25 protein-coding genes are annotated in these 25073 nt (G+C 62.5%); 7 read left to right on the top strand and 18 right to left on the bottom strand.

Going from position 1 to position 25073, the window contains the following annotated elements; genetic code table 11:
- Nucleotides 1–7: 7 nt before the first annotated feature.
- From QTL94_RS20750 to QTL94_RS20770, 5 genes are read left to right on the top strand one after another with little or no spacing between them, the layout of a single operon-like run.
- Nucleotides 8–892, top strand: coding sequence for a carbohydrate ABC transporter permease (locus tag QTL94_RS20750; RefSeq protein WP_065692126.1), 885 nt, complete (start codon nucleotides 8–10; stop codon nucleotides 890–892).
- Complete coding sequence (locus tag QTL94_RS20755) at nucleotides 892–1737, top strand: carbohydrate ABC transporter permease (protein WP_065692125.1); 846 nt, start codon at nucleotides 892–894, stop codon at nucleotides 1735–1737. Before QTL94_RS20750 ends, QTL94_RS20755 begins: the two co-directional genes overlap by 1 nt.
- A complete protein-coding gene (locus QTL94_RS20760) occupies nucleotides 1734–2756 on the top strand; it encodes an SIS domain-containing protein (RefSeq protein WP_289803076.1) in 1023 nt (340 codons plus the stop codon). The genes QTL94_RS20755 and QTL94_RS20760 overlap by 4 nt, the downstream gene beginning before the upstream one ends.
- The gene (locus QTL94_RS20765; protein WP_065692123.1) at nucleotides 2757–3683 is read left to right on the top strand and encodes a PfkB family carbohydrate kinase; all 927 of its coding nucleotides are present in this window, start codon (nucleotides 2757–2759) and stop codon (nucleotides 3681–3683) included.
- Nucleotides 3683–4753: an ABC transporter ATP-binding protein gene (locus QTL94_RS20770; RefSeq protein ID WP_065692122.1), complete on the top strand. Its 1071-nt coding sequence runs from the start codon at nucleotides 3683–3685 to the stop codon at nucleotides 4751–4753. Before QTL94_RS20765 ends, QTL94_RS20770 begins: the two co-directional genes overlap by 1 nt.
- Nucleotides 4754–4759: 6 nt before the next feature.
- On the opposite strand, the gene solA is transcribed toward QTL94_RS20770, so the two are convergent.
- The 6 genes from solA to QTL94_RS20800 all read right to left on the bottom strand — a co-directional run bounded on the left by solA (nucleotide 4760) and on the right by QTL94_RS20800 (nucleotide 10610).
- Nucleotides 4760–5920: an N-methyl-L-tryptophan oxidase gene (gene solA / locus QTL94_RS20775; RefSeq protein ID WP_065692121.1), complete on the bottom strand. Its 1161-nt coding sequence runs from the start codon at nucleotides 5918–5920 to the stop codon at nucleotides 4760–4762.
- Between the two features lie 10 nt (nucleotides 5921–5930).
- Nucleotides 5931–7424 carry an HAL/PAL/TAL family ammonia-lyase gene (locus tag QTL94_RS20780; protein ID WP_065692120.1) on the bottom strand — a complete coding sequence of 498 codons (1494 nt, stop codon included), beginning with the start codon at nucleotides 7422–7424 and terminating at the stop codon, nucleotides 5931–5933.
- Nucleotides 7421–8197, bottom strand: a complete 777-nt coding sequence (locus QTL94_RS20785) for an ABC transporter ATP-binding protein (protein WP_065692119.1) — start codon at nucleotides 8195–8197, stop codon at nucleotides 7421–7423. Before QTL94_RS20785 ends, QTL94_RS20780 begins: the two co-directional genes overlap by 4 nt.
- Nucleotides 8198–8225: 28 nt before the next feature.
- Complete coding sequence (locus tag QTL94_RS20790) at nucleotides 8226–8930, bottom strand: ABC transporter permease (RefSeq protein ID WP_065692118.1); 705 nt, start codon at nucleotides 8928–8930, stop codon at nucleotides 8226–8228.
- Between the two features lie 10 nt (nucleotides 8931–8940).
- Nucleotides 8941–9666: an ABC transporter permease gene (locus QTL94_RS20795; RefSeq protein ID WP_065692117.1), complete on the bottom strand. Its 726-nt coding sequence runs from the start codon at nucleotides 9664–9666 to the stop codon at nucleotides 8941–8943.
- Nucleotides 9667–9770: 104 nt separating this feature from the next.
- Nucleotides 9771–10610, bottom strand: a complete 840-nt coding sequence (locus QTL94_RS20800) for a transporter substrate-binding domain-containing protein (protein WP_065692116.1) — start codon at nucleotides 10608–10610, stop codon at nucleotides 9771–9773.
- Nucleotides 10611–10808: 198 nt separating this feature from the next.
- Between QTL94_RS20800 and hutC the strand changes: the two genes are divergently transcribed.
- On the top strand, nucleotides 10809–11564 hold the full coding sequence (gene hutC / locus QTL94_RS20805) for a histidine utilization transcriptional repressor HutC (RefSeq protein WP_065692115.1): 756 nt from the start codon (nucleotides 10809–10811) through the stop codon (nucleotides 11562–11564).
- A 43-nt stretch (nucleotides 11565–11607) separates the two neighbouring features.
- On the opposite strand, the gene QTL94_RS20810 is transcribed toward hutC, so the two are convergent.
- From QTL94_RS20810 to QTL94_RS20845, 8 genes are all read right to left on the bottom strand, one after another.
- Nucleotides 11608–12417 (bottom strand): phosphate/phosphite/phosphonate ABC transporter substrate-binding protein, encoded by an 810-nt coding sequence (locus tag QTL94_RS20810; protein WP_289803077.1) that lies wholly within the window; start codon nucleotides 12415–12417, stop codon nucleotides 11608–11610.
- Between the two features lie 63 nt (nucleotides 12418–12480).
- On the bottom strand, nucleotides 12481–13335 hold the full coding sequence (nadC, locus tag QTL94_RS20815) for a carboxylating nicotinate-nucleotide diphosphorylase (protein ID WP_198928713.1): 855 nt from the start codon (nucleotides 13333–13335) through the stop codon (nucleotides 12481–12483).
- Nucleotide 13336: 1 nt separating this feature from the next.
- A complete protein-coding gene (locus QTL94_RS20820; protein WP_289803078.1) occupies nucleotides 13337–14881 on the bottom strand; it encodes an L-aspartate oxidase in 1545 nt (514 codons plus the stop codon).
- The gene (nadA, locus tag QTL94_RS20825) at nucleotides 14878–15849 is read right to left on the bottom strand and encodes a quinolinate synthase NadA (protein ID WP_065692112.1); all 972 of its coding nucleotides are present in this window, start codon (nucleotides 15847–15849) and stop codon (nucleotides 14878–14880) included. The genes QTL94_RS20820 and nadA overlap by 4 nt, the downstream gene beginning before the upstream one ends.
- A gap of 69 nt (nucleotides 15850–15918) precedes the next feature.
- Nucleotides 15919–16821, bottom strand: a complete 903-nt coding sequence (locus QTL94_RS20830; RefSeq protein WP_065692111.1) for an NUDIX hydrolase — start codon at nucleotides 16819–16821, stop codon at nucleotides 15919–15921.
- A gap of 110 nt (nucleotides 16822–16931) precedes the next feature.
- Complete coding sequence (locus QTL94_RS20835; protein ID WP_065692110.1) at nucleotides 16932–18044, bottom strand: ABC transporter permease; 1113 nt, start codon at nucleotides 18042–18044, stop codon at nucleotides 16932–16934.
- A gap of 2 nt (nucleotides 18045–18046) precedes the next feature.
- Nucleotides 18047–20812 (bottom strand): ribosome-associated ATPase/putative transporter RbbA, encoded by a 2766-nt coding sequence (gene rbbA / locus QTL94_RS20840; protein WP_065692109.1) that lies wholly within the window; start codon nucleotides 20810–20812, stop codon nucleotides 18047–18049.
- Entirely contained in the window at nucleotides 20809–21873 is a 1065-nt protein-coding gene (locus QTL94_RS20845; protein ID WP_065692108.1) for an HlyD family secretion protein, read from the bottom strand. The genes rbbA and QTL94_RS20845 overlap by 4 nt, the downstream gene beginning before the upstream one ends.
- A gap of 226 nt (nucleotides 21874–22099) precedes the next feature.
- Here QTL94_RS20845 and QTL94_RS20850 point away from each other — a divergent pair, with 226 nt between their 5' ends.
- A complete protein-coding gene (locus QTL94_RS20850; RefSeq protein WP_065692107.1) occupies nucleotides 22100–22507 on the top strand; it encodes a helix-turn-helix domain-containing protein in 408 nt (135 codons plus the stop codon).
- Between the two features lie 33 nt (nucleotides 22508–22540).
- Here QTL94_RS20850 and QTL94_RS20855 read toward each other — a convergent pair whose 3' ends face one another.
- From QTL94_RS20855 to QTL94_RS20870, 4 genes are all read right to left on the bottom strand, one after another.
- On the bottom strand, nucleotides 22541–22810 hold the full coding sequence (locus tag QTL94_RS20855) for a hypothetical protein (RefSeq protein WP_065692250.1): 270 nt from the start codon (nucleotides 22808–22810) through the stop codon (nucleotides 22541–22543).
- A gap of 62 nt (nucleotides 22811–22872) precedes the next feature.
- On the bottom strand, nucleotides 22873–23619 hold the full coding sequence (locus QTL94_RS20860) for a TfuA-like protein (protein WP_065692106.1): 747 nt from the start codon (nucleotides 23617–23619) through the stop codon (nucleotides 22873–22875).
- The gene (locus QTL94_RS20865; protein ID WP_065692105.1) at nucleotides 23616–24875 is read right to left on the bottom strand and encodes a YcaO-like family protein; all 1260 of its coding nucleotides are present in this window, start codon (nucleotides 24873–24875) and stop codon (nucleotides 23616–23618) included. Before QTL94_RS20865 ends, QTL94_RS20860 begins: the two co-directional genes overlap by 4 nt.
- A gap of 11 nt (nucleotides 24876–24886) precedes the next feature.
- Nucleotides 24887–25024 (bottom strand): hypothetical protein, encoded by a 138-nt coding sequence (locus QTL94_RS20870; RefSeq protein WP_198928712.1) that lies wholly within the window; start codon nucleotides 25022–25024, stop codon nucleotides 24887–24889.
- Nucleotides 25025–25073 lie beyond the last annotated feature (49 nt).

Here is a 25073-nt window from a genome sequence, read left to right on the forward strand (position 1 = left end):
GGCGCCCATGTCCGGCACCTGGATGACAACCCGTGCGTGGCTTTTGATGTTGCCGCTGCTTGTGGTGATGATTGCCGTCATCGGATGGCCGTTGATCGACACCGTGACCCTCTCCTTTACCGACGCCAAGCTTGTCGGCACCGCGGGCAATTTCGTCGGCTTCGACAATTACGTGAAGATGATTTCCGGATCGAACTTCCAGCGTACGCTCGCAACGACGGCCTGGTTCGCGATCGTCTCGGTTGCCGCCGAAATGGTGCTCGGCGTTCTCGCGGCTCTGCTTCTCAACCAGAACTTCCACGGACGCGCGGTCCTGCGAGCCCTCATGATTCTTCCCTGGGCTCTGCCGACGGTGGTCAACGCGACCCTGTGGCGACTGATCTACAATCCCGAATATGGCGCGCTCAACGCAGCGCTCACCCAACTCGGCCTGATCGACGCCTACCGCTCCTGGCTTGGCGAACCGGGCACGGCGATGGCCGCGCTTATTCTGGCGGATTGCTGGAAGAACTTTCCCCTGGTGGCGCTGATTGCGCTTGCCGCCCTGCAGGCGGTTCCACGCGACATCACCGCAGCCTCTCTGGTCGATGGCGCCGGCCCCTTTTCCCGGTTCCGCTTCGTCATCCTGCCCTACCTCGCCGGCCCCTTGATGGTGGCGCTGGTTCTGCGCACGATCGAAGCGTTCAAGGTTTTCGACATCATCTGGGTGATGACGCGCGGCGGCCCTGCAAACAGCACGCGCACGCTTTCGATCCTGGTTTACCAGGAGGCATTCTCCTTCCAGCGGGCGGGCTCCGGCGCATCGCTCGCGCTGATGGTCACGCTGCTGGTGACGGTGCTTGCTGCCGCCTACGGCTTCCTTGTCCGCAAGACCGCTGGGAGTGCCGCCTGATGGAACGCAGAAGCCCGCTCTTTTCGATCTTCATCTATGTATGTGCGCTGATTCTGGCGGCCGTCATTCTGGCGCCGATACTCTGGCTCTTCATCATGAGCATTTCGCCAGCTGCCGACCTTGCCGCCAAGCCGTTGCGCTGGTGGCCACAGACCGCTGACTTTTCGCGTTACGCCGTCCTGCTCTCGACATTGGAAAACAGCGCCGGCGCAGCCTTCACCTCGTCGCTGCGCAACAGCATCGAAGTCGCGGGCATGGCAACGATCGCGGGGATTGCGCTTGCCATTCCTGCTGGCTGGGCTGTCTCGCGCACGCCCTCCGTCGGCTGGTCGCTGTCGATGGTGATCGCAACCTACATGCTGCCGCCGGTTGCCCTGGCCGTGCCGCTCTACATGGGCTTGTCGTATCTCGGCATGCTGAACAACGTCTTCGGCCTCGCGCTCGTCTATCTGACGATCCTGGCGCCCTTCACGACCTGGCTGATGAAATCCGGTTTCGATTCCATTCCCAAGGAGATTGAAGCCGCGGCGATGATTGATGGCGCCGGCCTGTTCCAGACGCTCCGGATCATCACGCTGCCGCTTGCCATGCCTGTGATGGCAACGTCAGCGCTGTTCGCCTTCCTGCTCGCCTGGGACGAATTCTTCTATGCGCTGTTGTTCACCTCCGACCAGCGCGCCAAGACACTCACGGTTGCCATTGCCGATCTGGCCGGCGGTCGTGTCTCCGACTACGGACTGATCGCGACCGCCGGTGTGCTTGCCGCCCTGCCACCGGTTCTGGTCGGTCTCGTCATGCAACGTGCCCTGATTTCGGGGCTGACCAGCGGCGGCGTCAAGGGATGACCATGACCAATCAGAAGACACGACCCAGCGGGCTTGTTGCAATCGATCGCGAGATGGCCCGCCAGCACGCCGATGCGCTTGCCTCCTACGAAGGCGCGAATGCCGCGGCTCAAGCTGTTGCGGCCTCGCTCAGGAAGACCGGGCGACTGTTGCTGCTTGGCATGGGTGGCTCCCATGCCGTTGGCCGCGCCGTAGAGCCGCTCTATCGCACGCTCGGCATCGACGCCATTGCCTTGCCGCTGTCTGAACAACTGGGGGAACCGCTGTCGCTCGAAGGACGCACGGTGCTCGTCACGTCGCAATCGGGCGAAAGCGCTGAGGTCGTGCGCTGGTTCGACGAAACCGGCGGCACGGCGGATACCTTCGGCCTGACGCTCGAGGGTGGTTCGTTCCTGGCCCGCACGGCGCCCTCTCTCGTCGGCGTCGGCGGTACCGAACTCGCCTTTGCCGCAACGCGCAGTCTCACCGTCACCTTCGCGCTGCACCTTGCTATCCTCGCAGCGTTGGGCGAGGAGCCGAGTGCTGCGATCGCAGCGCTGACCGCTCCGGAAGAACCCGGCATAGCTGATGCGCTTGCTGCGCTGGAAAACGTTGCCACTGTCGTGACATCGGGCCGGCGCTTGCAGGGTGTGGCCGAGGCGCTTGCGCTTGGCCTCACGGAGCTTTCGCGACGCCCCTGCTTCTCGCTCGAAGGCGGCCAGCTTCGCCACGGGCCAATGGAAATGCTTGGGCCGGCGATCGGCGTGGTTCTCTTCCGCGGCAAGGACAATACGGCCGGCCTGGTGACTGCCATGGCCGTGTCAGCCGTCGAGACCGGGGCTCCCGTCATCGTCTTCGACGCATCAGGCGAAGAGCCAGTCCCCGGCACCGTCACCTTGCCTTTCAAGCCGGCGACCGGTCTTGCGGCGGTCTTCGCGATGCTGCCGACGGCACAACGGCTGATGATCGCCTTTGCCGACGCTCGGGTCGACGACGCCGGCACGCCGGTGCGTTCGACCAAAATCACGCGGAGCGAATGAATGCGGCCGCTAGCTGTCATCGGCAACGTCAATGTCGACCTCATCCTCGGCCCCGCGGCACCCTGGCCGAAGGCCGGCACAGAAATCATTGTCGATCACGACGAGTTGCGAGTGGGCGGGGCTGCCGGAAACAGCGCGCTCGCCTGGGAGGCGCTTGGCATCGATTTCGAGATTGCCGCCAATGTCGGAAGTGACCAGTTCGGGCGCTGGCTGAGCGAAGCCTTCGGCAATAGAGCCGCCAGGTGGCCGGTCAGGCCGGAAGGCACGACGCTGTCTGTCGGCATCACGCATCCGGACGGGGAGCGCACCTTCTTCACGACCCGCGGCCACCTGCCGCGTTTCAGCCTCGCGGACGTCTTCGCAGTTGTCGATGGCACCACGCTCTCCGGTGGCTACGCGCTTCTCTGCGGCTCGTTCCTGACGGACGACCTGACCAATGCCTACGATGAACTGTTCGACTGGGCGACACAGCACCAGATCACGATGGCGCTCGATACCGGTTGGCCGCTGGATGGCTGGACCGACGAAAATTGCGCCGCTACCCGACGCTGGCTTTCGCGCTGCGGTATCGCGCTCCTCAACGAGGTCGAGTCGACGACGCTCGCCGGCCTTGATGATCCGATCGAAGCCGCGCATGAAATCAGGTCGCACATGCCCGAAGGCGCAATCGTCGTGGTCAAGCGCGGCCCGGATGGAGCGCTTGCGATCGGCCCAGACGGCCAGTTGTTTTCCGTCGACGCACCCGTGGTGAAGGTCGTCGATACGATTGGCGCCGGTGATGTTTTTAACGCCGGGTTCCTCGCCGCACTTGCCGCCGACAAGCCGCTTGCCGCCTGCCTGCAGGTGGGCACACGGGTTGCCTCGCGCGCCATATCCACCCTTCCCCGTTCATATGGCGGATCTGCCGTTTCCGAAGAGGCCGTTTGATGAGCGCGCTTGAAATCCAGAATATTCGCAAGACCTACGGCGAGGTCGAAACGCTGAAAGGCATCGATATCGCGCTCGAGAGCGGCGAATTCCTTGTCCTGCTTGGATCGTCCGGCTGTGGTAAGTCCACGCTGCTCAACATCATCGCCGGACTTGCCGAGGCGACGAGCGGCGACATCAGGATCGGCGGACGTTCGATCCTCGGGGTGCACCCGAAGGATCGCGACATCGCCATGGTGTTTCAGTCCTACGCGCTTTACCCGAACCTGACCGTGCACCGGAACATTGGCTTCGGTCTCGAGATGCGCAAGGTCGCCGCGGACGTGCGTGATAAGGCTGTGCGTGAGGCCGCCAGGCTGCTGCAGATCGAAAACCTGCTGGACCGCAAGCCAAGCCAGCTTTCGGGCGGCCAGCGCCAGCGCGTCGCGATCGGCCGCGCGCTTGTGCGCAAGCCGCAGGTTTTTCTTTTTGACGAACCGCTATCCAACCTCGACGCGAAGCTGCGCATGGAGATGCGTACCGAGCTGAAGCGCCTGCACCAGATGCTGAAGACGACCGTGGTTTACGTCACGCACGACCAGATCGAGGCGATGACGCTTGCCACCCGTATTGCCGTGATGCGGGACGGCCGCATCGAACAGCTCGCGACGCCCGAGGAAATCTACAATCGTCCTGCGACCCTCTATGTCGCCACCTTCGTCGGCGCGCCCCCGATGAACCTGCTGAACGTCACGGTCCGCGACGGCCAGTTGCAGATCGACGGCGGCGACAGCGTCCTGCCGGTACCGGCAACGGTGAAAGCGAACTTCACCAGCGGCCACAAGCTCGTTCTTGGCATTCGGCCGGAAGCGCTTCGCCTTGGCGGGGACGGCTCGTCCATTATGGCCAAATGCGAGGTCGCCGAGTTGACAGGCCCCGAGCTGGTGGTGACAGCCTTTGCAGGCTCACAGCGCCTGATGGCGGCGCTTCCGCCACGCACCCAGGTAGCGAGCGGCGAACAGCTGACGCTAGCGTTCGACCCGGAGGCCGTGCACTTGTTCGATCCTTCGACCGGACTGCGCTGCGACTGACGCGGATCAGGCCGCTTTTTGGTTTTCGATAAAGCGGTCCATCGCGGCGAAGGTGAAGGCATCCGTCGGCAGCGCGGTGCCCCCGTCCAGGGCGAGGTCCGCAAGGATTTCCCCGACGACGCTGGTGAACTTGAAGCCATGGCCGGAGCACGGAGACGCGACGACGACATTCGAATTGCCGGGAAGGAAGTCGAGCAGAAAATCCTCGCTCGGCAACATCGTGTAGCGGCAGGTCACGGCATTGACCCGTAAACCGGCGGCAGCCGGTACGCGCTTGGCGATGAAGCCGTCGAGCAGTGCCGTGTCGGCGTCGTTGACGGCAGGGTTCGGCTGGTTCGGATCGATCGGCTCACGGAAATGGGCATGTCGACCGACTTTCACACCATCGGCACCGATCGCCGGAAAGCCGAAATACGAACCATCGGATCCCTCGTCCCGGAGGAAGCAGGGCATTCGGTGCGGCTCCGTGGCGAAGCCGTCGCGCGGCTGGTACCAGGCGACAACCTGACGGATGGGAACGGCATGCGCCTTCAACGTTGGCGCCAGTTCGGCGATCCAGGATCCCGTTGCCACGATGACCTTGCGAGCCCGGTAGCGCCCAGCCGCCGAAAGGATGGTCACACCGCCATCGTCGGGCTCGATCGCGCTGACGCGCTCGCCAAAATGCAGAACGGCACCGTCTTGGGCAGCGAGTTTGAGATAACCCATCACGGCTGCTTCCGGCCGGAGATAGCCGCCTTGCGGATCGAGAACAGCGATATCGTCGCTGTCAAGCTGGAAGGCCGGAAAGCGGCGAGCCATCTCGGCCTTGTCCAACACCTCATGGGCGAGACCGTGCATCGCGCATGACGCGCGGGTACCGGTGACGATCTTGCTGTCGGGAGCACCGATCTGCAGGACGCCAGTGATCGTCAGGATATCGCTGCGAAGCCGCGCCTCCAGCGCACGCCAGTTCTGATAGGCGCGTCGCAGCAGCGGCACATAGGAAGGATCTTCGAAGTAGCCGAGGCGGATAAGGCGGCTGTCTCCGTGCGATGAGCTCAAGGCATGGGCCGGGAAATAGGCATCGATACCAATCGTCTTGACGCCACGCGCCGAAAGAAAGGCAAGGGCGGCGCTTCCCATCGCGCCAAGGCCGATCACGGCGACATCATATTCTGCGGTCATGCGGGTTCCTTCAGGCTGCTGCTGGTGGCACGGTGTCTGCAATGAGCGTTCGCAGCCTTTCCATATCGCCGGACAGGGGGCGATCATCCGCGTAATGCGAAACGGCAGCGCGCGCAACCGCGTGAACGGCATCCGTCCCACGGGCGCGTGATGCAGCCGGCGCCAGAAAGTCGTGCGCCTGCGCGGCTGCCATCAGTTCGATCGCAAGGATGTATTCGGCATTGTCGATCACCGAGAGCAGCTTGTTGGCTGCCGCCGTCGGATGGGCGAGAAAGTCCTCCTGCAAGCCTGAGGTCAGCCCGCCATCGAGCGCTGCGGGCGCTGCAAGGCGGCGGTTCTCATTGCTGAGGGCTGCTGCCGTGTATTGCGCAATCATGAAGCCCGAATTGCTTCCGGCATCACTCGCCAAAAACGGCGGCAAACCGCTGACCAGCGGGTTGACCAAGCGGTCCATCCGTCGCTCGCTCATCGCGGCGATCTGCGCTAGCGCAATGGCCAGGCTGTCGGCAGCCTGCGCCAGGGCCGGCGCGACGGCATGCGCCTCGGAAGAGACAACCGGGTTGTCGGCTGTCCCGGAAACGGCCGGGTTATCGGTAACGGAGGCCAGCTCCTGATCGACCACCTCGCCAGACCGCTCGAACACATCGCGGGCCGCGCCGTGGGCATGCGGCACCGAGCGCAGGCTCAGCGCATCCTGGGTGCGCCGGCCGATTGCAGCGGCAATCAGGCCGCTGCCCTCCAGGCGATGGCGCAGCGACGCGCCGACCTTTGCGATACCGGGCGACGGACGAAGGGCAAGCACGGCCTCGTCGAATGCGGCCATCTGGCAGCCGACCGCCTCAAGCGTCAGCGCGGCAATCGCGTCGGCCCAGTCAAGCAGCCGTTCGGCCCGCGCCATTGCGACGCTGGAGAGCCCCGTTGCGCAGGCTGTGCCGTTGACAAGGCTCAGGCCTTCCTTAGCGCCAAGAACCAAGGGCTGCAGACCGATGGCGTCCAGCGCCTCACGGCCATTCAGGGACCGGCCCGCAACGCGAGCGCGTCCCTCGCCGATCAGAACCAGCGCGGTATGGGCGTTGTGGGTGAGGTAGCCCGCGGATCCCTTCGATGGCACCTCGGGAATGCAGTCCTTGGTGAGAAACGCCAGGAGATGCCGAAGGATTTCCTGGCGTACGCCGGAATGGCCGTGCGCGAAATTGGCGACCTGCGCTGCAATAATCGCGCGGACCTCGCGGGCCTCGAGCAGGGGACCAACGCCGCAGGCATGGCTGAGGATGATATTGCGCGACAGCCGGCTCTGTGAAGCGCGGTCGACGACGGTGTCCGACAGTGCGCCGACGCCGGTGTTGACGCCGTAGGCGCGCACGCCGGTTTCAACAATGCGTTCAACGATGCGACTGGCATTGTCTACGCGATCCCAGGCACCGTGCGAAAGGGCAAGCTCTTCTCCCATGCCGACCCGCGCGATCTCGCGCCAGCCGAGCGTCCCCTCGATGCTGATGGTCATTGTCCGTTTCCGAAATGGCCGATGAACTGGCGGAAGGCCGGCGACGCGCCGCCGCCGAACATCTCGTCAGGCGCGCCGCTGCTCTCGACCAGCCCTTCCTTCATGAAGACGACGCGGTTGGAGACATTGCGGGCAAAGCTCATCTCATGCGTCACCACCAGCATGGTCATGCCTTCCTCGGCAAGGGCGCGCATGACGCGAAGCACTTCGCCGACGAGCTCCGGGTCGAGCGCCGAGGTGGGCTCGTCGAAGAGCATCACCTTCGGCTTCATGGCAAGCGCGCGCGCAATGGCGGCACGCTGTTGCTGGCCGCCGGACAGATGCGCGGGATAGGCATGCCGCTTGTCGGCAATACCCACCTTTTCGAGAAGGGCCTCGGCTTCGGCGATGGCTTCTGCGCGCGACCGCTTGAGAACATGGACCGGCCCCTCGATCACATTCTGCAGGATCGTCATGTGGGACCAGAGATTGAACGACTGGAAGACCATGCCGAGTTCGGAGCGAATGTGATCCACCTGCTTCTGGCTCGCCGGTCGGCTGACGCCGCCCTTGTGAATCATGCGGATCTCTTCACCGTCGACGAAGATGTCACCGTCGGATGCTATTTCCAACAGGTTGATACAGCGCAGGAAGGTCGACTTGCCGGAGCCGGAAGCGCCGAGCAGGGAAATGACGTCGCCGTCCTGTGCGTCGAGGGATATCCCGCGCAGAACTTCGTGTGTACCGAAGCTCTTGCGGATGTTGCGGACCGAAAGTCGGGTTACGCCAGGCATGAAAGCTCCAATCGTGTTCGTTTTGATCCTACGCCTTCAGCGCCGGCGGAATGGCGCGGCGGTGGCGCGAGAGCGAGTATTCGAGCAGGGACATCGCCTGCAGAATGATGAAGTTGAGAACGAGGTAGATGATGGCGGCGCACAGAAAGACTTCCATCGTCCGATAGGTCTGCGAAATCAGCCGCTGGGCGACGCCCGTAACCTCCCAGACCGTGACAAGGCTTGCCAGCGCGGTCGATTTCATCATCAGCACGATTTCGGTCGAATAGGCCGGAAGTGCATGGCGGAAAGCGATCGGCGCAAGGATACGCCGCACGAGGAGAGCCCCCGACATGCCGATCGAGCGGGCTGCCTCGATCTCGCGCGGGGAGACCGCGCGAATGCCGCCACGGAAGATTTCGGCTGAATAGCCTCCGGTGCAGAGCGCCAAAGAGAGGACGGCACAGACGAAAGGCTCACGCAGAAACGGCCACAGGAACGAATAGCGGATGAAGCCGAACTGGCCGAGGCCGTAGAACACCAGAAACATCTGGATGAGCAGCGGCGAGCCGCGAAAGACGAAAATGTAGCCCTTGGCGATCGCCGACAGGATCGGATTTCCGCCGACGCGCATCCACACGATCAGAAGGGCAAGAATGCCGCCGAAGGAGACGGAAAGTGAGAACAGCGCCAAGGTCATCGGAACGGCCTTGAGCAGGGTCATCATGGTCTGGGAGAGAAAAGCGAAATCCATTGTGCGATCCTCACGCCTTGCCCATGGCGGCCGTCGGCATGCTGCGATTGGCTCGCCGCTCGGCACCGTTGAAGACCCGGTCGGACAGGCTGGTCAGGACGAGATAGAGAATGCCACCGACGATGAAGAAGAGGAAATACTGGCGCGTGGAGCCGGCAGCGACCTGGCTGGTGCGCATCAGTTCCGCGAGCCCCGTCACTGAAATCAGTGCCGAGTCCTTAAGGCTGAGCTGCCAGACATTGCCGAGACCGGGGATGGCCAGTCGGAGAACTTGCGGGATGATGATCCGGCGAAAGCGAAGCCGCCGGGGCATTCCGATCGCCGATGCCGCCTCGAGTTCACCCCTGGAAATCGCGAGAAAGGAACCGCGAAAGACTTCCGCCTGATAGGCACCCGAGATGATGCCCACGGCCAGCGCACCGGCGATGAACGAGGGCATCCCGAGAAAGCCCTCATAGCCCATCGCCTTGCCGATCGAGGTCACGGCCGACGAACCGCCGAAATAGATCAGGTAAATGATCAGCAGTTCCGGAACACCGCGAAACACCGTGGTGTAGACGTTGCCGAGCGCGATCAGGATCGGCTGCCCGGAGAGCTTTGCCGCGGCGATGATCGCGCCGAGCACGGCACCGATCGCGAGCGCCGTTGCCGTGACGCAGAGCGTCATCAGCGCAGCGAGCAGAAGCAGCGCGCCCCAGCCACCGGAGCCGAATCCAATCAATTGCAAGATTGCCATACCGTGTTCCCCGCGCCCGTCCTTCTCGTGACGGTGTCAGAATAGCATGCGGTCCCCGGCGAGGAAGCCGGAGACCGGGACTGCCGGCTTGCGCCGGAAGCGCATTATTGCGGGCTGACGTCGACCTTGAACCACTTCATCGAGAGGTTCTTGACGGTGCCATCGGCAAGAGCTGACTTGATCGCTTCGTTGAGCTTGTCGCGCAGGTCGGTATCGGCCTGGCGAACACCGAGGCCTTCGCCCTCGCCCCAGATGGAGCCGACGATTTCAGGGCCAGTGAAGGCGAGCGAGTCGTTTGCGGACTGGAACGCATTGGCGAAATAGACCGCGTCATCGAAGCCAAGGTCGATACGGCCGTTCTGCAGGTCGAGATCGCGGTCGGCGCCGGTCTTGTATTCGCGGATCTCGGCGATGTCGCCGAAATTGTCGTAGACGAACTTGGCGTAAACGGTTGCGGCCTGGATACCGATCGTCTTGCCCTTGAAGGCTTCCTTCAGTGCGTCGATTTCCTTCACGCCGGTCTGGCCGGGCGTCATCTTGATGGTTGCGCCTGTGCCTGCGGCGTTTGCCAGTGGGCTATCCTTGGCGGTTGCGAAGGCAGCCGGGGTTGCCGCGTAAGGCACCGTGAAGCCGATGACCTTCTTGCGGTCTTCGGTGATCGACAGCGCGTCCATGATGACGTCGAACTTGCCGGCATTCAGCGCCGGGATCATGCCGTCCCAATCGGACGCCACGAGCTTGCAGTCGATCTTGGCGCGCTCGCAGAGAACCTTGGCCAGTTCCGGCTCAAAGCCACCGAGCGTGCCGTCGGCGTTGGTCATGTTCCAAGGCGCATAGGCGCCTTCGAGCGTGATGGTGGCGGTCTTCCAATCCTTTGCCGCCACCGGCGCGGCGAAGACCGAAAGCGCGATGGCGCTGGAAAGAAGAAGCGTATTGAATTTCATCGATGAAAATCTCCTCTGAATTGGCGATGACCTTGCGACCAAATGATACCGGTCTGCGCCGGCTTGCCCGATGTTCCGCTTTTTTGTTGAGCAGCTCCAATCGGGAGGTTGTATATGGTACCATATGAGATATTTTATGATATGCAAGTGGAAAGTCAGATTATCGAGCGGACTCGGCTGCTGCAAAAGGAATAGGCAATGAAGCGTCCCGGCGAGATGAAGCGCGAGCTTGCGGAAAACGATACCGCACCGCTCTATGCTGGTGTCAAGCAGATGATTCTCGACCGCATCCACAGCGGCGAGTGGCCGCCGAAGCATCGCGTACCCTCCGAAAACGAGCTCGTCTCGGAACTCGGCGTCAGCAAGATGACCGCCAACCGGGCGCTGCGCGAACTCGCCAACGAGGGCGAGCTGGTCCGCATCCAGGGCGTCGGCTCCTTCGTGGCCGAGCGCAAGGGCTATTCGGCGCTCTTCGAAGTGCGCAATATCGCTGACGAAATCGCCGAACGCGGCCACACACACGACGCTTCGATCATCGTCCTTGCCCAGGAGCCGGCCTCTCCTGAGATTGCCGATGCGCTTGAACTCGACATCGGCGCACCGGTGTTTCACTCGCTGATTGTCCATGCCGAAAACGGCGTCCCGGTGCAGATCGAGGATCGCTTCGTCAATCCGGCTGCCGCGCCCGACTATCTCGAGCAAGATTTCTCCTCGCTGACGCCGAACGCCTACCTCACCGCGGCAGCTCCGCTCAGCGGCTCCGAACACATCGTCGAGGCGGCCATGCCTCAGGCTTGGGAGTGCAAACTCCTGACGATCCTGCGAAGCGAGCCATGCCTGACAATCCGCCGCCGCACCTGGTCAGGCCTGCACATCGTCTCCACCGCGCGGTTGGTCTATCCCGGCCACCGCTACCGGCTGGAAACGCGAAGCGGCAAGATGTTCGAGGAATGACACCTATGTTGTATATGGAACATAGGTGTGTTTGCGATGTGGTTCAGGCGATCCTGGGATAGCCACGCGTGGCGGCCTGACGCTCGAAATCCAGAAGAGGCTCATAGTCGGCATCAGCGAGCTGCACGAAATCAGACAGCGAAAGAGTGTCGCGTGCGCTGGCCAAGGACGGTTCGGCGATTGCCGCCAGCAGCGCCTCGCGCAAGAGGCCAAGTTCCCGGTCCGTGGTCGCGGCCGCCGTTACGAAAGGCAGTCCGGGCCCGGGCTTCGTTTGGGCGAGGATCCGCAAGTTGGATACCCTTTGCGGGTCGAAGCGCTTGATCAGGCCATAGGTCACGCAGTCGATTGCTGCCACATCCGCCTGTCCGTTGGAGACCGCATCCATGCTGGCGCCGTGGCCACCGGTCTCTATCACCTCGGAGAAGAAGCGGCCGTTTTCCGCAAAGGGTGCAATTTCGGCACGAAAGAGGTTGCTGCCGGAATTGCTGTCGGGGCTATTGATCGCGGCTCGCGACCCGCGCAGGTCCTTGAGCGAACCCCATGCACTAGCTTGATGGACAATGATGAAGCTGCGCATCAAGGGGCCGTCGCAGCCCGGCAGGTCGTAGATGGGCGTTGCCACCAGCCTGACCCTACCGCGCAGCCGCGTCACATAGGGATAGCCGCAGGTCTGGGCCAGAAGCAGATCCGGCCGCAGCCATGCCGCGTCATGAGCGACAGACTGGTCCAGTTGCAACGGCGCATCAGGCAGGCCTGCCCTTTGCAGATAGGCCTGCACAAAGGTCCAGAGGCTTCTGGTCGCCTCCAGTACGGGTGGCGGAGCGACATACATGGCAATACTGGCGAGACGCATCGGCGGACCTTCTTTGCAGAGAGCCGGAACGATAATCGCGTAGCGCCGGAATTGCCAACAATTTCAATTGGGCAGCATATCCAACCCAATGTCCAGCGTCGGCGCGCTGTGCGTGCACCAGCCGACCGATATCAGGTCCACGCCTGACGATGCGACCTCAGCCACCGTCGCCGGCGTGACACGCCCCGAGGCTTCGGTGATCGCGCGACCATCGACAATTGCAACGGCCTCTCGCAGCTGAGGCGGCGTCATGTTGTCGAGAAGGACGGCATCAACGCCTTCCGCCATGGCGTCGCGCAGCTGATCGAGCGTATCGACCTCGACCTCGATCTTGACCATATGGCCGACGCCCGCCTTGGCGCGGCGGATCGCTTCGCCGACCCCGCCGGCAATCGCCACGTGATTATCCTTGATGAGAACCGCGTCATGCAGCGCGAAGCGGTGGTTCATGCCGCCGCCGGCGCGAACGGCGTATTTCTCCAGGGCGCGCAGGCCAGGCGTGGTCTTGCGCGTACAGGCGATGGATGCCCTGGTGCCTTTCACCGCATCGACCAGTGTTGCGGTGACCGTGGCGATGCCGGAAAGGTGCCCCAGAAAATTCAAGGCTGTTCGCTCGCCGGTCAACAGGCCGCGCGAAGGGCCGCTGATGGTGGCGATGATGTCGCCGGGCTTGACGACCGAACCGTCTTCCAGATGTCGGCTCATGGTGATCGCAGGATCGACGAGTGAAAATGCCAGCTCAGCCGCATCGAGCCCGGCAATCACGCCGTTTTCGCGCGCCGCCATGACGAGTGAGGAGTGGTGATCCGCCGGAATGACCGCAGCGGAGGTGATGTCGCCCGCAAGACCCAGATCCTCGAGGAGGGCCGCACGCACGAGCGGCTCGATGATGAGGCGCGGAAGGGAAACGATGGTCATCTCAGGCACTCCGGGCAAATGAATGGGTTGTCGCACGCGCAATGTCGAGCGCATCCGAAAGCGTCAGACGCCGCCTTTCGGCGCTCTCGTGCTTCAGCGGGAAATCGGTGCGGGCGTGGGCTCCGCGCGATTCTGTCCGCAGCATCGCCGATACCGCGATCAGAAGCGCCACGATGGCGGGATCCGAACGCATCCCAGCACTCTCGGCCAACGGCAGCAGGGCGGTAACGGCCGCTTGGAGACCGCCGGCACTGCGCAACACGCCGAGTTGGCGCGAGACGATAGAACGAACCGCAGCAATGTCCGCGGCGGGCTTCAGGTGATGATCGCATGAAACACTGACGGCCGTGGGTCGCGAGATCACGCCGGCGATATCCTCGCCAGCGCGCAGGCCCATGACGGCAGCTTCCAGCAGGGAGTTGCTGGCAAGCCGATTAGCACCGTGGAGGCCGGTAGATGCGGCTTCGCCAACGACCCAGAGGCCGGCCACGGAACTCCGCGCTCTGAGATCCGTTGCCACGCCACCCATATGATAATGGGCGGCCGGGCGCACGGGAATGAGGTCGCGGCCCGGATCGATCGCCGCGACCCGGCAGATTTGATGAATGGTCGGGAAGCGTGAGGCAAAACGGCTCCCCAGCGCCTGTCGGGCATCGAGATAGACACGCCGGCCTTGCGACAGTTCGGCGCTGATTGCCCGCGCAACGACATCGCGCGGGGCAAGTTCGGCGCCCGCTACATCCGCCATGAAGCGATCGCCGCGATCATTGACGAGCAATGCCCCCTCGCCCCGCACCGCCTCGCTGATCAGCGCCAGCGGCCGGCGCGCGGAATCGAGACCCGTCGGATGGAATTGCACGAACTCCATGTCGGCCAGCATCGCTCCTGCCCGTGCCGCCAGCGCTATTCCCTGGCCGACGTTCAAAACGGGGTTTGTCGTTGCGTCGTAAAGGCCGCCGAGGCCACCGGTCGCGAGAACAACCTTGGAGGTCCGGATCACTGCGCTGTTTCCGCCGACAGACAGGAGTAGGCCAGCCACGGCCTCGTCGCCCATCAGGATTGCCCGCGCTTCCGCCCCTTCCAGTATCTTGATCGAGGGGGTAGTGGAAACGGCGCGCACGAGGGCGTTTACGATCGCGGCGCCCGATCCGTCGCCCGCGGAATGAACGATCCGGCGGCGTGAGTGGGCGGCTTCGAGCCCCAGCGCCCGCTGCCCGTTCGCGGCGCGATCGAAGTCCACGCCTTCCCGCTCCAGCGCCGCAATCACAGCCGGCCCCTCGGCAACAATGGCGGCTGCCGCCTGCGCATCGCAGAGGCCGTCGCCCGCCGCGAGCGTATCTGCCAGATGCAGACCGGTGCTGTCATCGGAACCAAGCGCCGCGGCGATGCCACCCTGCGCCCACGCGCTCGAGCTTTCGGCGCCGAGTGCTGCGCGGGTCACGATAACGACGGGCTGCGGCGCCAGCGTCAACGCGGTCATCAGCCCCGCCAGGCCGCTGCCGACAATCACTACATGGTCGGCAAACTCGCCAAGGGTGACGGTCATATCGCCAGCATCCGCTCGACGGCCCGACGCGCGGCGACCGCGACAGCGGGATCAACCGTGACTTCGTGCCGGTTCTCTTCCAGCGCCGTGCGGATGTTCGAAAGCGTAATACGCTTCATGTGAGGGCAGAGATTGCAGGGACGGATGAATTCGACATCTGGATGGTGAACGGCGACGTTGTCGCTCATCGAGCATTCGGTCAGGAGCACCACGCGTGCCGGCTTCCTGTTGGCGACGTAGTCGGACATCACAGCGGTCGAGCCGGCGAAATCGGCTTCCGCTACGACATCCGGCGGACACTCGGGATGCGCAAGCACCAGCACGCCGGGATGGTTCTCACGCAGCTGGCGAACGTCGGCGGCGGTGAAGAGTTCATGCACTTCGCAGTGGCCGTGCCATGCGAGAATCTCGACGTTGGTTTCCCGGGCGACGTTGCGCGCGAGATATTCGTCCGGGATCATCAGCACCCGTGGCACGCCGAGCGACTCGACAACCTGCTTGGCGTTGCCTGACGTGCAGCAGATGTCGGATGCAGCCTTCACGGCTGCCGAGGTGTTGACGTAGGTAATGATAGGCACACCGGGATGGGTCTGGCGCAAAAGCGCGACATCATCCGGCGTGATCGAATCCGCCAGCGAACAGCCTGCCCCCATGTCGGGTATGAGAACCGTCTTGCCGGGATTGAGAAGCTTTGCCGTCTCGGCCATGAAATGCACGCCGGCAAGGACGATCACATCCGCATCGACCTCGATTGCCTTACGCGCCAGAGCCAGACTGTCGCCGACGATATCGGCCACCCCATGGAAGATTTCCGGTGTCTGGTAGTTGTGAGCGAGGATGACGGCGTTGCGCTCGCGCTTCAGCCGGAGGATCGCATTCACATCTTCCTCGAAGGACATCCACTCCGCCTTCGGAATGACGCGGCTGACCCGCTCGTAGAGCGAGGATGCGGAAACGGGATGGTTCATGGCCGACTCCTATTTATACTCGATTTGAGTATATTATCGGCAAATAGATATTCTCGTTATGAGCATATGTCAATTGCGGGAGAGCGGCAATTTCGATCCGGCCAGAGCGCGTTCCTCGAGAACCGCGCGACGATAGCGAAACAGCTTGGCGGGTCGCCCGCCGGTCTCGCTTTCGGTTTCGCCGGTTTCCTCGACCAGCTCCTGCAACTCGACCAGGCGGCGAAAGTTCTGCTTGTGCAGCGTCAGGCCGGCAAGGGCTTCGACGGTCCGTTGCAGCTGCAGCAGCGTGAAGCTATCCGGCATCAACTCGAAGACGACGGGGCGGTACTTGATCTTGGCGCGCAATCTCGCAATGCCGGTGGCGAGAATGCGCCGGTGATCGGCAAACATTGCCCGGCCGGGGTTGAGCGCGGGCGTCGCTCCGGCCTCGGCCACAATTCCCGCCTCATAAAGCAGCTCGTAGCGTTGCAGCACGAGATCCTCGTTCCAGCCGGCCTCGCCGAACCCGAATGCAAAGGCGGCGCGGCGCAGGCGTCCGTCGCGCCGTGTCGGATCATTTTGCGCCCACGCCTCTAGGCGCGCTGAAAGCTCCTCCAGGATCGCCGGTGCGCCGGCGCGCCGGTCTTCCCATGGAAAATATTCGTACCAGCCATGCCAGCCCGGCCGGCCGGCGCCTGGGGCAGCCTGTTCGCGCACGAGGCCGAGGTAGCTGATCGAAATCGTCCGCCCGCCGAGGATCTCGTTGTTCCGATCACGGTCGGCGAATGTATAGAGCTGCTCGAGGTAGCCGACAGGATGGGCCGTCTGCTCCTGCACCCATTCTCTGAGCCCGCTCTGGAGCGTGCGGTGCCCCATCTCGAACGGACCCGACGGCAGGGCGTCACCCGAACGGATGGTCATGACCCGTGGCTCGCCGCCAGTGACGGCGGCCAGTACTGCAATCAATTCGGCGTGTGCAAATCCAATCGTCAAGGAAGCTGCGAATCCTGTTTGTGTCGAACAGACAATCTCTGACACAGGCGGCGGCCACGCAAAAGTGTGGCCGTGCACCAACCAACTGACTTCAGGCGATTCCCGACGATCTACCGCAGGAACTGGCGGAAACGGCGCAAAGAAAAATGGAAGAAAATGGCGCCGATGCCGAGTAGCGCCGCCAGCTGCGGCCACACGACACTGAAGCCTGCTGCCCGAAACAGGACCGCCTGCGACAGGATGACGAAATGCGTGTTCGGCGCCGCGAGCATGATATGCTGGATAATCGCAGGCATGCTCTCGCGCGGCGTCGTCCCGCCGGAAAGCATCTGCAGCGGGATCAGCACGAGCATCAGCAACAGGCCGAATTGCGGCATTGAGCCCGCCACTGTTGCCAGGAAGATCCCCATGCAGGTCATGGCAAACACATCAAGGATCGTGCCGATCGCAAAGAGCGTGAACGACCCTTCGATCGGCACCTCCAGCAGCCCCTGAATGACGACAATCAGCGAAAAGAGCGAGGCGCCGACCACCACCAGGCCCATCGACCAGATCTTGCTCAGCATGATCTCAAGCGGCGTTACCGGCATGACGAGCAAATGCTCGATCGTTCCATGTTCCCGTTCGCGGATGAGTGCTGCCCCGGTCAGGATGATCGACAGCATCGTGATCGACGAGATCAGGTTGTTGATCGAACTGAACCAGCCCTTGTCGAGCTGCGGATTGAACCGTGCCCGCAGGGCGAGATCGACTGGTACGGGGGTCTCCCCGCGATAGCGGTTGACGAACTCGTTGACCTCGCCAGCGACGATCGACTGCACATAGCCGCTGCCGGTGAACGCCTGGGAGATGCGCGTCGCATCGACATTCAACTGGATCGAAGGGGATCGACCGGCGAGCACGTCACGCTGGAAATTCGGTGGAATGTCGAGCGCGAACGTATCGAGGCCTGCATCCATCCGCTTGTCCACCTCGGATAGCGTGATCAGGCGGGGGACGACGAAATAGGGCGGATAGAATGCGGTGATGATGCGCGAGGAAATCGGCGACTGGTCCTCGTCGACGATCGAGATCGCGGCGCGGTTGAGCGTTTCCGGTGCCGATTTCGAGGATGTGTAGATCGAAAGCGTGAAGGCGTAGACGATGAGGATGAGGAGCATGGGATCGCGCACCAGCCCCCAAAGCTCCTTCACTCCAAGCCGGTAAACGCTGGATAACCTCATCGTCAATCCGCCTGTTTCTTCAAGAGAAGCGCGCCCAGCGTGAGCAGCACCGGTATGGCGATAATCAAGGGAATGAATGATCCGGCGAGATCGCTGAAATCGAGCGCCTTTGAGAAGGTGCCGCGCGAGATCGTCACGAAGTAGGAAGCCGGGTAGATCTTGCCAATGATCGCGCCAGCACCTTCAAGCGCCGAGACGGGATCGATCAATCCGGAATATTGCACCGCCGGGATCATAGTGATCAGCGCCGTTCCGAAGATGGCGGCGATCTGGCTCGCCATGAAGGCGGAGATGACAAGGCCGATACTTGTCGTCACCGTCACGTAAAGCAGGGCCGCCAGCGTGTAGGTCAATAGGCTGCCGGTAAACGGGACGCGGAAGATGAATACCGCAAAGGCCGTCAGCATGACGAAATTCAGCATGGCCAATGCAATGTAGGGAAGCTGCTTGCCGAACAAGAATTCGACGCGGGTCACCGGCGTCACGTAGAAATTGATGATCGAACCGAGCTCTTTTTCCCGCACCACGCTCAGTGCCGCGAGCATGGCGGGAATGATCAGCAGAAGCAGCGGAATGACACCGGGCACCATCGCCACCAGGCTCTGGACATCGGGATTATACCTGTAGCGGATATCGAGTTGGAAATTGCCGCTAGCGGCTGCGGAGCCCTGAATTTGCTGGGCCTTCTTCGCCAGCCATTCCGAATGCATCCCCTGCACGTAGCCGCGCACGGTCTCCGCCCGGCTCGGCATTGCGCCATCGATCCACGCACCAACCTCGACGCTGCGACCGCGTGAGACGTCCCGACCGAAGCCCGGCGGAATCTCGATGGCAAGCGCCAGTTCTCCTGCGCGCATGCGCCGATCCATATCGGTGTAGTCGAGGATCGGCGATTTCTCCTCGAAGTATCGCGATCCCGAGATCTGCGTCACATAGTCCTGGCTGATCGAGGTGTCGTCGCGATCCAGGACGGCAAAGGAGAGATTCTCCACATCCATGTTGATGCCGTAACCGATGACGAACATCAGGATGACGCTGCCGACGATGGCCAGGGTGGCGCGGATGGGGTCGCGCTGCAGTTCCAGCGCTTCACGCCTCGTATAGGCGAACATTCTGCGGAAATCGAAGAACTGCCTGCGACGGCTGCCGGGCGAAGCAATTTCGGTGCTGTCAGCGACGGTGAGATCAGGTGGCGCGGCATCCTTCGTTCCGATGGCATCCTCGAGATAGGCGACGAACGCCTCCTCTAGCGTTGCCGCCGACCGCTTTTCGACGATCGCCGCGGGCGTGTCGCTGATCAGCACCTTGCCGGCATGCATCAGCGATATGCGATCGCAGAGCGCTGCCTCGTTCATGAAGTGTGTGGAGACGAAGATCGTTACATTGTCCTTGCGCGACAGGTCCGAGAGGATCTGCCAGAAATTGTCGCGCGCCACCGGGTCGACACCCGATGTCGGCTCGTCGAGGATCAGGATATCTGGCGAGTGGATCATCGCTACCGCGAGCGACAGGCGCTGGCGAATGCCGAGCGGCAGCGCGTCGGGCAAGGCCTCCATCACGTCCGCGAGATCGAAACGCCGCATGGTCTCATCAATGCGCGCCGGGATGACGGCCGGATCCATGCTGAAAAGCCGGGCATGGAGATCGAGGTTCTGCCGCACCGTCAGCTCGGTATAAAGCGAGAAAGCCTGCGACATATACCCGACGCGACGGCGCACCTCGAGATCGTTCGGATCGACCTCGTGGCCAAATATGCGCGCCTTGCCCTCGCTCGCGGGCAGAAGGCCGGTCAGCATCTTCATTGTCGTCGTCTTGCCGCAGCCGTTCGACCCCAGGAAGCCGAAGATTTCGCCGCGCTCGATGCGGAAGCTGACATCGTCGACGGCCGTGTAGCTGCCGAAACGCATGGTCAGATGCTCGGCCTCGATGGCAATTTCCGCCCGGTCGCCGACCGATCGCGGCGGCATGATCACCTCGGTATGCCCCTGGCGTTTCTCCTGCGGAAGCAAGGCGACAAAGGCCGCGTCGAGATTGGTTGTCGCCGTCTTTGTCAGCAGTTCCGCAGGCGTACCCGTCGCCAGGATTTTCCCCGCATCCATCGCCACCAGCCAGTCGAAGCGGGCGGCTTCCTCCATGTAGGCCGTCGCGACGATGACGCTCATGCCGGGCCGGCTGAGCCGGATATTGTCGATCAGCTCCCAGAACTGTCGGCGAGAGAGCGGATCGACACCTGTCGTCGGCTCGTCGAGGATCAGCAGATCCGGATCGTGGATCAGTGCGCAGCACAGGCTGAGCTTCTGCTTCATGCCGCCGGAGAGTTTTCCCGCTGGTCTGTCCGCAAAATCACTGAGGCCGGTTCCCTTGAGCAATCCGGCAATGCGCCGCTCGCGCTCCTCCCTGCCCTGCCCGAACAGCCGGCCGAAAAAGTCGACGTTTTCGAAGACAGAGAGGGTGGGATAGAGGTTCTTGCCAAGACCTTGCGGCATATAGGCGATGCGCGGCGAGGTAGTGCGCCGGTGCGTGGCATCGGCGATGTCGCCACCCAGCACCTCGACGTGTCCCTTCTGGACTACGCGGGCACCTGCAATCATCGACAGGAGGCTCGACTTGCCAACGCCATCCGGGCCGATGAAGCCCACCATGCGATCGGCTGGTATTTCGAGATTGATCGCGTCGAGCGCCTGAACCTTGCCATAGGCCAGGCCGACCCCGTCCAGGCGGGCCACGAAACCCGCCTGCTTGATCGCTACAGGCGGCGTGGCACTCATTGGACCACCGGTCCGGCGATATGGGCCGGCCATTCGGCCTTGGGATCAAGCTGCACGTAGGCCATGCCCGGCAGCCCCGTCTTCACCAGCTGGATGTATTTCCGCAGCAGTTCCGCGGGGATCCTCGCCTTCACGCGAAACATCAGCTTCTGGCGCTCTTCAGCTGTTTCCACGGTCTTCGGCGTGAACTGAGCGACATCGGCAACGAAGGTGGCCTTGGCAGGGATGATGTATTTGGGTGCGGCGTCGAGAACGAGCCGGACGTCCGCCCCCAGCGGAACCCTGCCGGCCTGGTCCGTCGGCAGGAAGAACGTCATATAGACATCGCTGAGATCGACAAGGTTCAGGACGCGCCCGCCGGCCGCCAGGACTTCGCCCGGCTGCGCCACACGGTACTGCACCCGCCCGTCGCGGGGCGATGTGAGCACGCTATCGGTAATGTCGGCGGCAATGCTTTCAATGGCAGCCTTTGCGGCGTCGACGGCAGCCTCGGCATCGACCACCTGGGCCTTGGAAGCAGTAATGGCTGCGTCAGCAGCGGCAAGTTGTGCCTGTGCGGCCGCCACGGCTGCCTGTGCACCGCGCTCGGCGGCACGATCGTCATCCAGCGTCTGCTGTGCGATCGTATTGTTTTTTTGAAGCTGCTCGGATCGGGCCAGCTTGATCTCTGCGGCATGAGCCTCTGCCTGCCGCTGCTCGACCAATGCTGCCGCTGCTTCCTGTTCCGCCTGGCGCTGCTTCACCAGACTGTTCGCGGTATCGACGCCGATGGATGCACGGCGAAGCTGCGCCTCGGCCTGGCGGCGCTGGGCCTCGAGTTGTTCGGTATCCATCCGCGCGAGGACCTGCCCAGCCGTGACAAAGTCGCCCTCATTGACCACGATTTCACGAATTCGACCCGCCGTCTTGGTGGAGATGTCGATCTCGGTCGCCTCGATGCGTCCGTTCCCGGCGGCAATGCCATCCGGGAGGCCGCTATTGGCGAATTTCTGCCACGTGTAATACCCGGCAACTGCCACGACAGCGAGTACGACGATCCAAAGCCATTTCCGAGCAATCATGAGCGCCCCTATTCGACAAAGACACAAAAGACGATCTGCGGTTGATTTCGAAACTAGCAGAATAAACGGTTCGCACAATTCTGCTTCAGCTGAATGTCAGCTGGATCAGGCACATCCTCGGGGCGAACAAAATTGGAGGAGAACAATTGATCCGTTCAAATATCTTCGATAGGTTGTCTGATGGCATAATAGTCGCGCCACAACCGGCGTTGAAAGGATTAAGACAATGAAAGATGGGCCTCACCTGGTGGACGTGCACGTCGGCAAGACGATTCGCATCAAGCGCTTGATGCGCAAGGTCTCTCAAACCGAGCTTGGCGATCGCGTCGGCGTTACCTTCCAGCAGATCCAGAAGTACGAAAAAGGCTCGAACCGCGTTTCGGCGAGCATGCTCGTCGAGATCGCAGGCGCCCTGGATGTTGACGTCCGCTCGTTCTTCGAGGATCTGTCGGCTCCCGGCACGGCAAACGACAATCCTACGCCGAGCGAAGAGTTCGTTGTTTCTCGCGATGGCGTTCTCTTGAACGCTGCCTTCCTGTCGATCAAGAACGAACAGATCCGTAAAAAGATCGTCAAGCTCGTTCAGGCCATCGCCGGCATGGAGCAGACCGAGGAAAGCGAAGCCGCCGAATAACGCGGCTTCTCCTCACCGGCGAAATCTTCCGTTCTAGTGGCAGTCGAGAAGGACCAGGTTTTTGCTGGCATCCTTGAGGGCAATCTTTGTCTTCGTTCCGATCAGCTTCTCGAGATTGACGTCGAGTTCTCGTTCGGGATCGATGCCATCCCAATCGATGACGACCTGTAGCAGAGCCATGTTGGCAAGGTGCGCCAGATTGCGCAGCTTGAGCTTTTCGGCTTCGTCCTTGGCAGCCGATAGCAAGCGGAATATCCGCGCATACTCGCTGCCTGTGCCTTCGTCATTCGTGTGAACATTCATGATAGCCGCCTTCCCCGATGCCATGAGGGCTCCAGTCCTGATGTCATCATTCATCGAGAGCGTTATTCGAGCGTTACAGGCGTGACCGCGCCCGTGACTTCCGCCCTCAACGTCTCCCAATGGGAGGTTGCGGCAAAGCCCCAGCTGCGTTCCTTCTCGCCCAGTTCCGCATCCTGCAGGTAACGCAGAACGTACTCGGCATCCGCGCGCTTGCGCTCGACCTTATTCGAACGAATGAGACGCAGTATCTCGCGGCCGCGCCCCTCGCCCGTAAAGCTGCAGGCGTCGATAGCCTTTGGATAGGTCCGCTCGGAGAAGTGCAAGGCACGACCGGCAAGCACTAGCATCTTGGCCTCGCCTGCGGACAGGGCGCCGTCACGATGCAGCCGTTCGATGGTGGGCAGATAATCGACCCACGGAATGGACAGCGGCAGCCAGCCGAGCTCTTCGGGCGCGTGGACCAGCGCCACTGCCTCGTCGTCGATCAATCGCCCGTCCGCATAGTCCTCATAGATCGTGCCCAGCCCGACCATGCCGAAGGCGGAACACTCGGCGGCGCGCAAGGCGCCCATGCTGGCGCCCCCGGCCACGATGACATTATTCTGCAGGGCGTAGAGGATTTCCTTGTGCCAAACGGAGGGCACTTCACCGAAATAGCCGTCAACAATGCCGATCGCACGGGCGCCGTCCTGTACGGCCTGCAGGATGTCGCCACGCGCCGCGGGCCCTCGGAATTCGATCGACGGGTGGGCTGCGCGCAGTTTGGACATATCGGCTCCGAAGCTCGGGCCTGCGAAGATCACTTTCATTGCTGGACTCCCTGCATGGCTCCAACGGCGCGCAGGCCGAGCTGGATGAACTCGCCGCTCACGTCCACCTCAAGGCCCGGAACGATCATCCGCACGACAGTTACGGGCAGCCGTGGGTGCTCCAGGGGTACTGCCACGACCTGCTCGATCCCGCGTGCCTGCAGGCGCTCGAGAATGTGATGGATGTTTTCCTGAATGCTGCGTGACGTCGGCTCGAAATCGAACCGGGGCGCAACCGGCTTCTCATCGCACAGGCTGATCAGCTGCTGCATCGGACCGTCGGCGTCGAGCCTCTGGTAAAGGCGAGGCGAAAAGTCATCGCGGCTGCCGGCAATCGCCGTCAATCGGCTCTGCGCCGCTTCGGTGATGGCCCGGAGCGCCGCCCGGATGGGGTCGGGATGGCAGCCGCAACCGCCGCAAACCTGTGTCCAGCGCGCGTCGACGCGATCGCCAAGATTGTCAGGAATGATGACCGCGAGGTAGCTGGGAACACCGATATCGGTCGTCATGTCGATCAGGAGGATCCGCATACCGGCTCGTGTGATGCGATCGACGACGATGTCGAGCACCGGATCGCCGAACGCCGCGGGATCGATCCGCGATCCACGCAGGTGTTCGTGGGGTCGAAGCTGAGTCAAAGCCCAGGCGTCTCGCTCGACGAGCTCACACAGGCCATGAAGCACGGCTTCGGCCGGCCGGTTCCCCGAGGCAAGACCGTCGCTGGATTGCTCGAACCCGGAAGGGCGCGTGCCGCGGTGATCGAGACCAACCAGCGACCAAGGCACGAAGACGGGGCGGTTGGAAACGATGTCGAGCCCTTCGCACCACTCAAGCGGCGCATCGCCAATATCGGATGGAACACACCGCGCGACTGAATCGAGATCGATCATCGGCGCGCGTTCGGCCTTCATGCTGGCCAAGGTGGCCACGATCAGCTCGTCCGGACGGATTTCGGCAACGCGGGTCTCGACCGCCTCCATGGCGGCGGAGGTCATCGCGGCTTCCTCGTCGATGCCCTTTCCCTGGAACACTGAGAGCGTGTAGCTATTCGGCCGCGTTGCAAAGGCGACCGGAATGTCGAGCAGGTCGAGGGCCGTCAAAAGGCCGACCCGCGTTATTCCCAACTCGGCAAAATGCGGCTTGATCGCCGCGAATGTCTGTCCAGGCGTCAAAGAGCGATCGTTATAGGCATTGATTCCGGTCGCTGATTGGCTGAGGTCCCCCGCCAAGCGCTCAAGTGCGATCTGGACAGACATTCGCTTGAACCTCAACGGAACTTCAGGGCGTGAACGATGCTGGCCGTTGCGTTCGTGTCGAACTGAACGGAATCCTGCTTCAGAACAGCCTGTGCGGCGGCGGAAAGACGAACTGCAGACGAAGCCGGCTTGATTTCGGTGGTGGTCATCTCTTGTCTCCTACGGAAAGCAGCATTTTTGCTGCGGGCAGGGACAAGA

This window comes from Rhizobium sp. S96 (assembly GCF_030382195.1).
Classification (GTDB): Bacteria; Pseudomonadota; Alphaproteobacteria; order Rhizobiales; family Rhizobiaceae; genus Rhizobium.

Coding starts and splice junctions, on each gene's coding strand:
- QTL94_RS20750 (WP_065692126.1), top strand. CDS start 8: ATGTCCGGCACCTGGATGACAACCCGTGCGTGGCTTTTGATGTTGCCG.
- QTL94_RS20755 (WP_065692125.1), top strand. CDS start 892: ATGGAACGCAGAAGCCCGCTCTTTTCGATCTTCATCTATGTATGTGCG.
- QTL94_RS20760 (WP_289803076.1), top strand. CDS start 1,734: ATGACCATGACCAATCAGAAGACACGACCCAGCGGGCTTGTTGCAATC.
- QTL94_RS20765 (WP_065692123.1), top strand. CDS start 2,757: ATGCGGCCGCTAGCTGTCATCGGCAACGTCAATGTCGACCTCATCCTC.
- QTL94_RS20770 (WP_065692122.1), top strand. CDS start 3,683: ATGAGCGCGCTTGAAATCCAGAATATTCGCAAGACCTACGGCGAGGTC.
- solA (WP_065692121.1), bottom strand. CDS start 5,920: ATGACCGCAGAATATGATGTCGCCGTGATCGGCCTTGGCGCGATGGGA.
- QTL94_RS20780 (WP_065692120.1), bottom strand. CDS start 7,424: ATGACCATCAGCATCGAGGGGACGCTCGGCTGGCGCGAGATCGCGCGG.
- QTL94_RS20785 (WP_065692119.1), bottom strand. CDS start 8,197: ATGCCTGGCGTAACCCGACTTTCGGTCCGCAACATCCGCAAGAGCTTC.
- QTL94_RS20790 (WP_065692118.1), bottom strand. CDS start 8,930: ATGGATTTCGCTTTTCTCTCCCAGACCATGATGACCCTGCTCAAGGCC.
- QTL94_RS20795 (WP_065692117.1), bottom strand. CDS start 9,666: ATGGCAATCTTGCAATTGATTGGATTCGGCTCCGGTGGCTGGGGCGCG.
- QTL94_RS20800 (WP_065692116.1), bottom strand. CDS start 10,610: ATGAAATTCAATACGCTTCTTCTTTCCAGCGCCATCGCGCTTTCGGTC.
- hutC (WP_065692115.1), top strand. CDS start 10,809: ATGAAGCGTCCCGGCGAGATGAAGCGCGAGCTTGCGGAAAACGATACC.
- QTL94_RS20810 (WP_289803077.1), bottom strand. CDS start 12,417: ATGCGTCTCGCCAGTATTGCCATGTATGTCGCTCCGCCACCCGTACTG.
- nadC (WP_198928713.1), bottom strand. CDS start 13,335: ATGACCATCGTTTCCCTTCCGCGCCTCATCATCGAGCCGCTCGTGCGT.
- QTL94_RS20820 (WP_289803078.1), bottom strand. CDS start 14,881: ATGACCGTCACCCTTGGCGAGTTTGCCGACCATGTAGTGATTGTCGGC.
- nadA (WP_065692112.1), bottom strand. CDS start 15,849: ATGAACCATCCCGTTTCCGCATCCTCGCTCTACGAGCGGGTCAGCCGC.
- QTL94_RS20835 (WP_065692110.1), bottom strand. CDS start 18,044: ATGAGGTTATCCAGCGTTTACCGGCTTGGAGTGAAGGAGCTTTGGGGG.
- rbbA (WP_065692109.1), bottom strand. CDS start 20,812: ATGAGTGCCACGCCGCCTGTAGCGATCAAGCAGGCGGGTTTCGTGGCC.
- QTL94_RS20845 (WP_065692108.1), bottom strand. CDS start 21,873: ATGATTGCTCGGAAATGGCTTTGGATCGTCGTACTCGCTGTCGTGGCA.
- QTL94_RS20850 (WP_065692107.1), top strand. CDS start 22,100: ATGAAAGATGGGCCTCACCTGGTGGACGTGCACGTCGGCAAGACGATT.
- QTL94_RS20855 (WP_065692250.1), bottom strand. CDS start 22,810: ATGAATGTTCACACGAATGACGAAGGCACAGGCAGCGAGTATGCGCGG.
- QTL94_RS20860 (WP_065692106.1), bottom strand. CDS start 23,619: ATGAAAGTGATCTTCGCAGGCCCGAGCTTCGGAGCCGATATGTCCAAA.
- QTL94_RS20865 (WP_065692105.1), bottom strand. CDS start 24,875: ATGTCTGTCCAGATCGCACTTGAGCGCTTGGCGGGGGACCTCAGCCAA.
- QTL94_RS20870 (WP_198928712.1), bottom strand. CDS start 25,024: ATGACCACCACCGAAATCAAGCCGGCTTCGTCTGCAGTTCGTCTTTCC.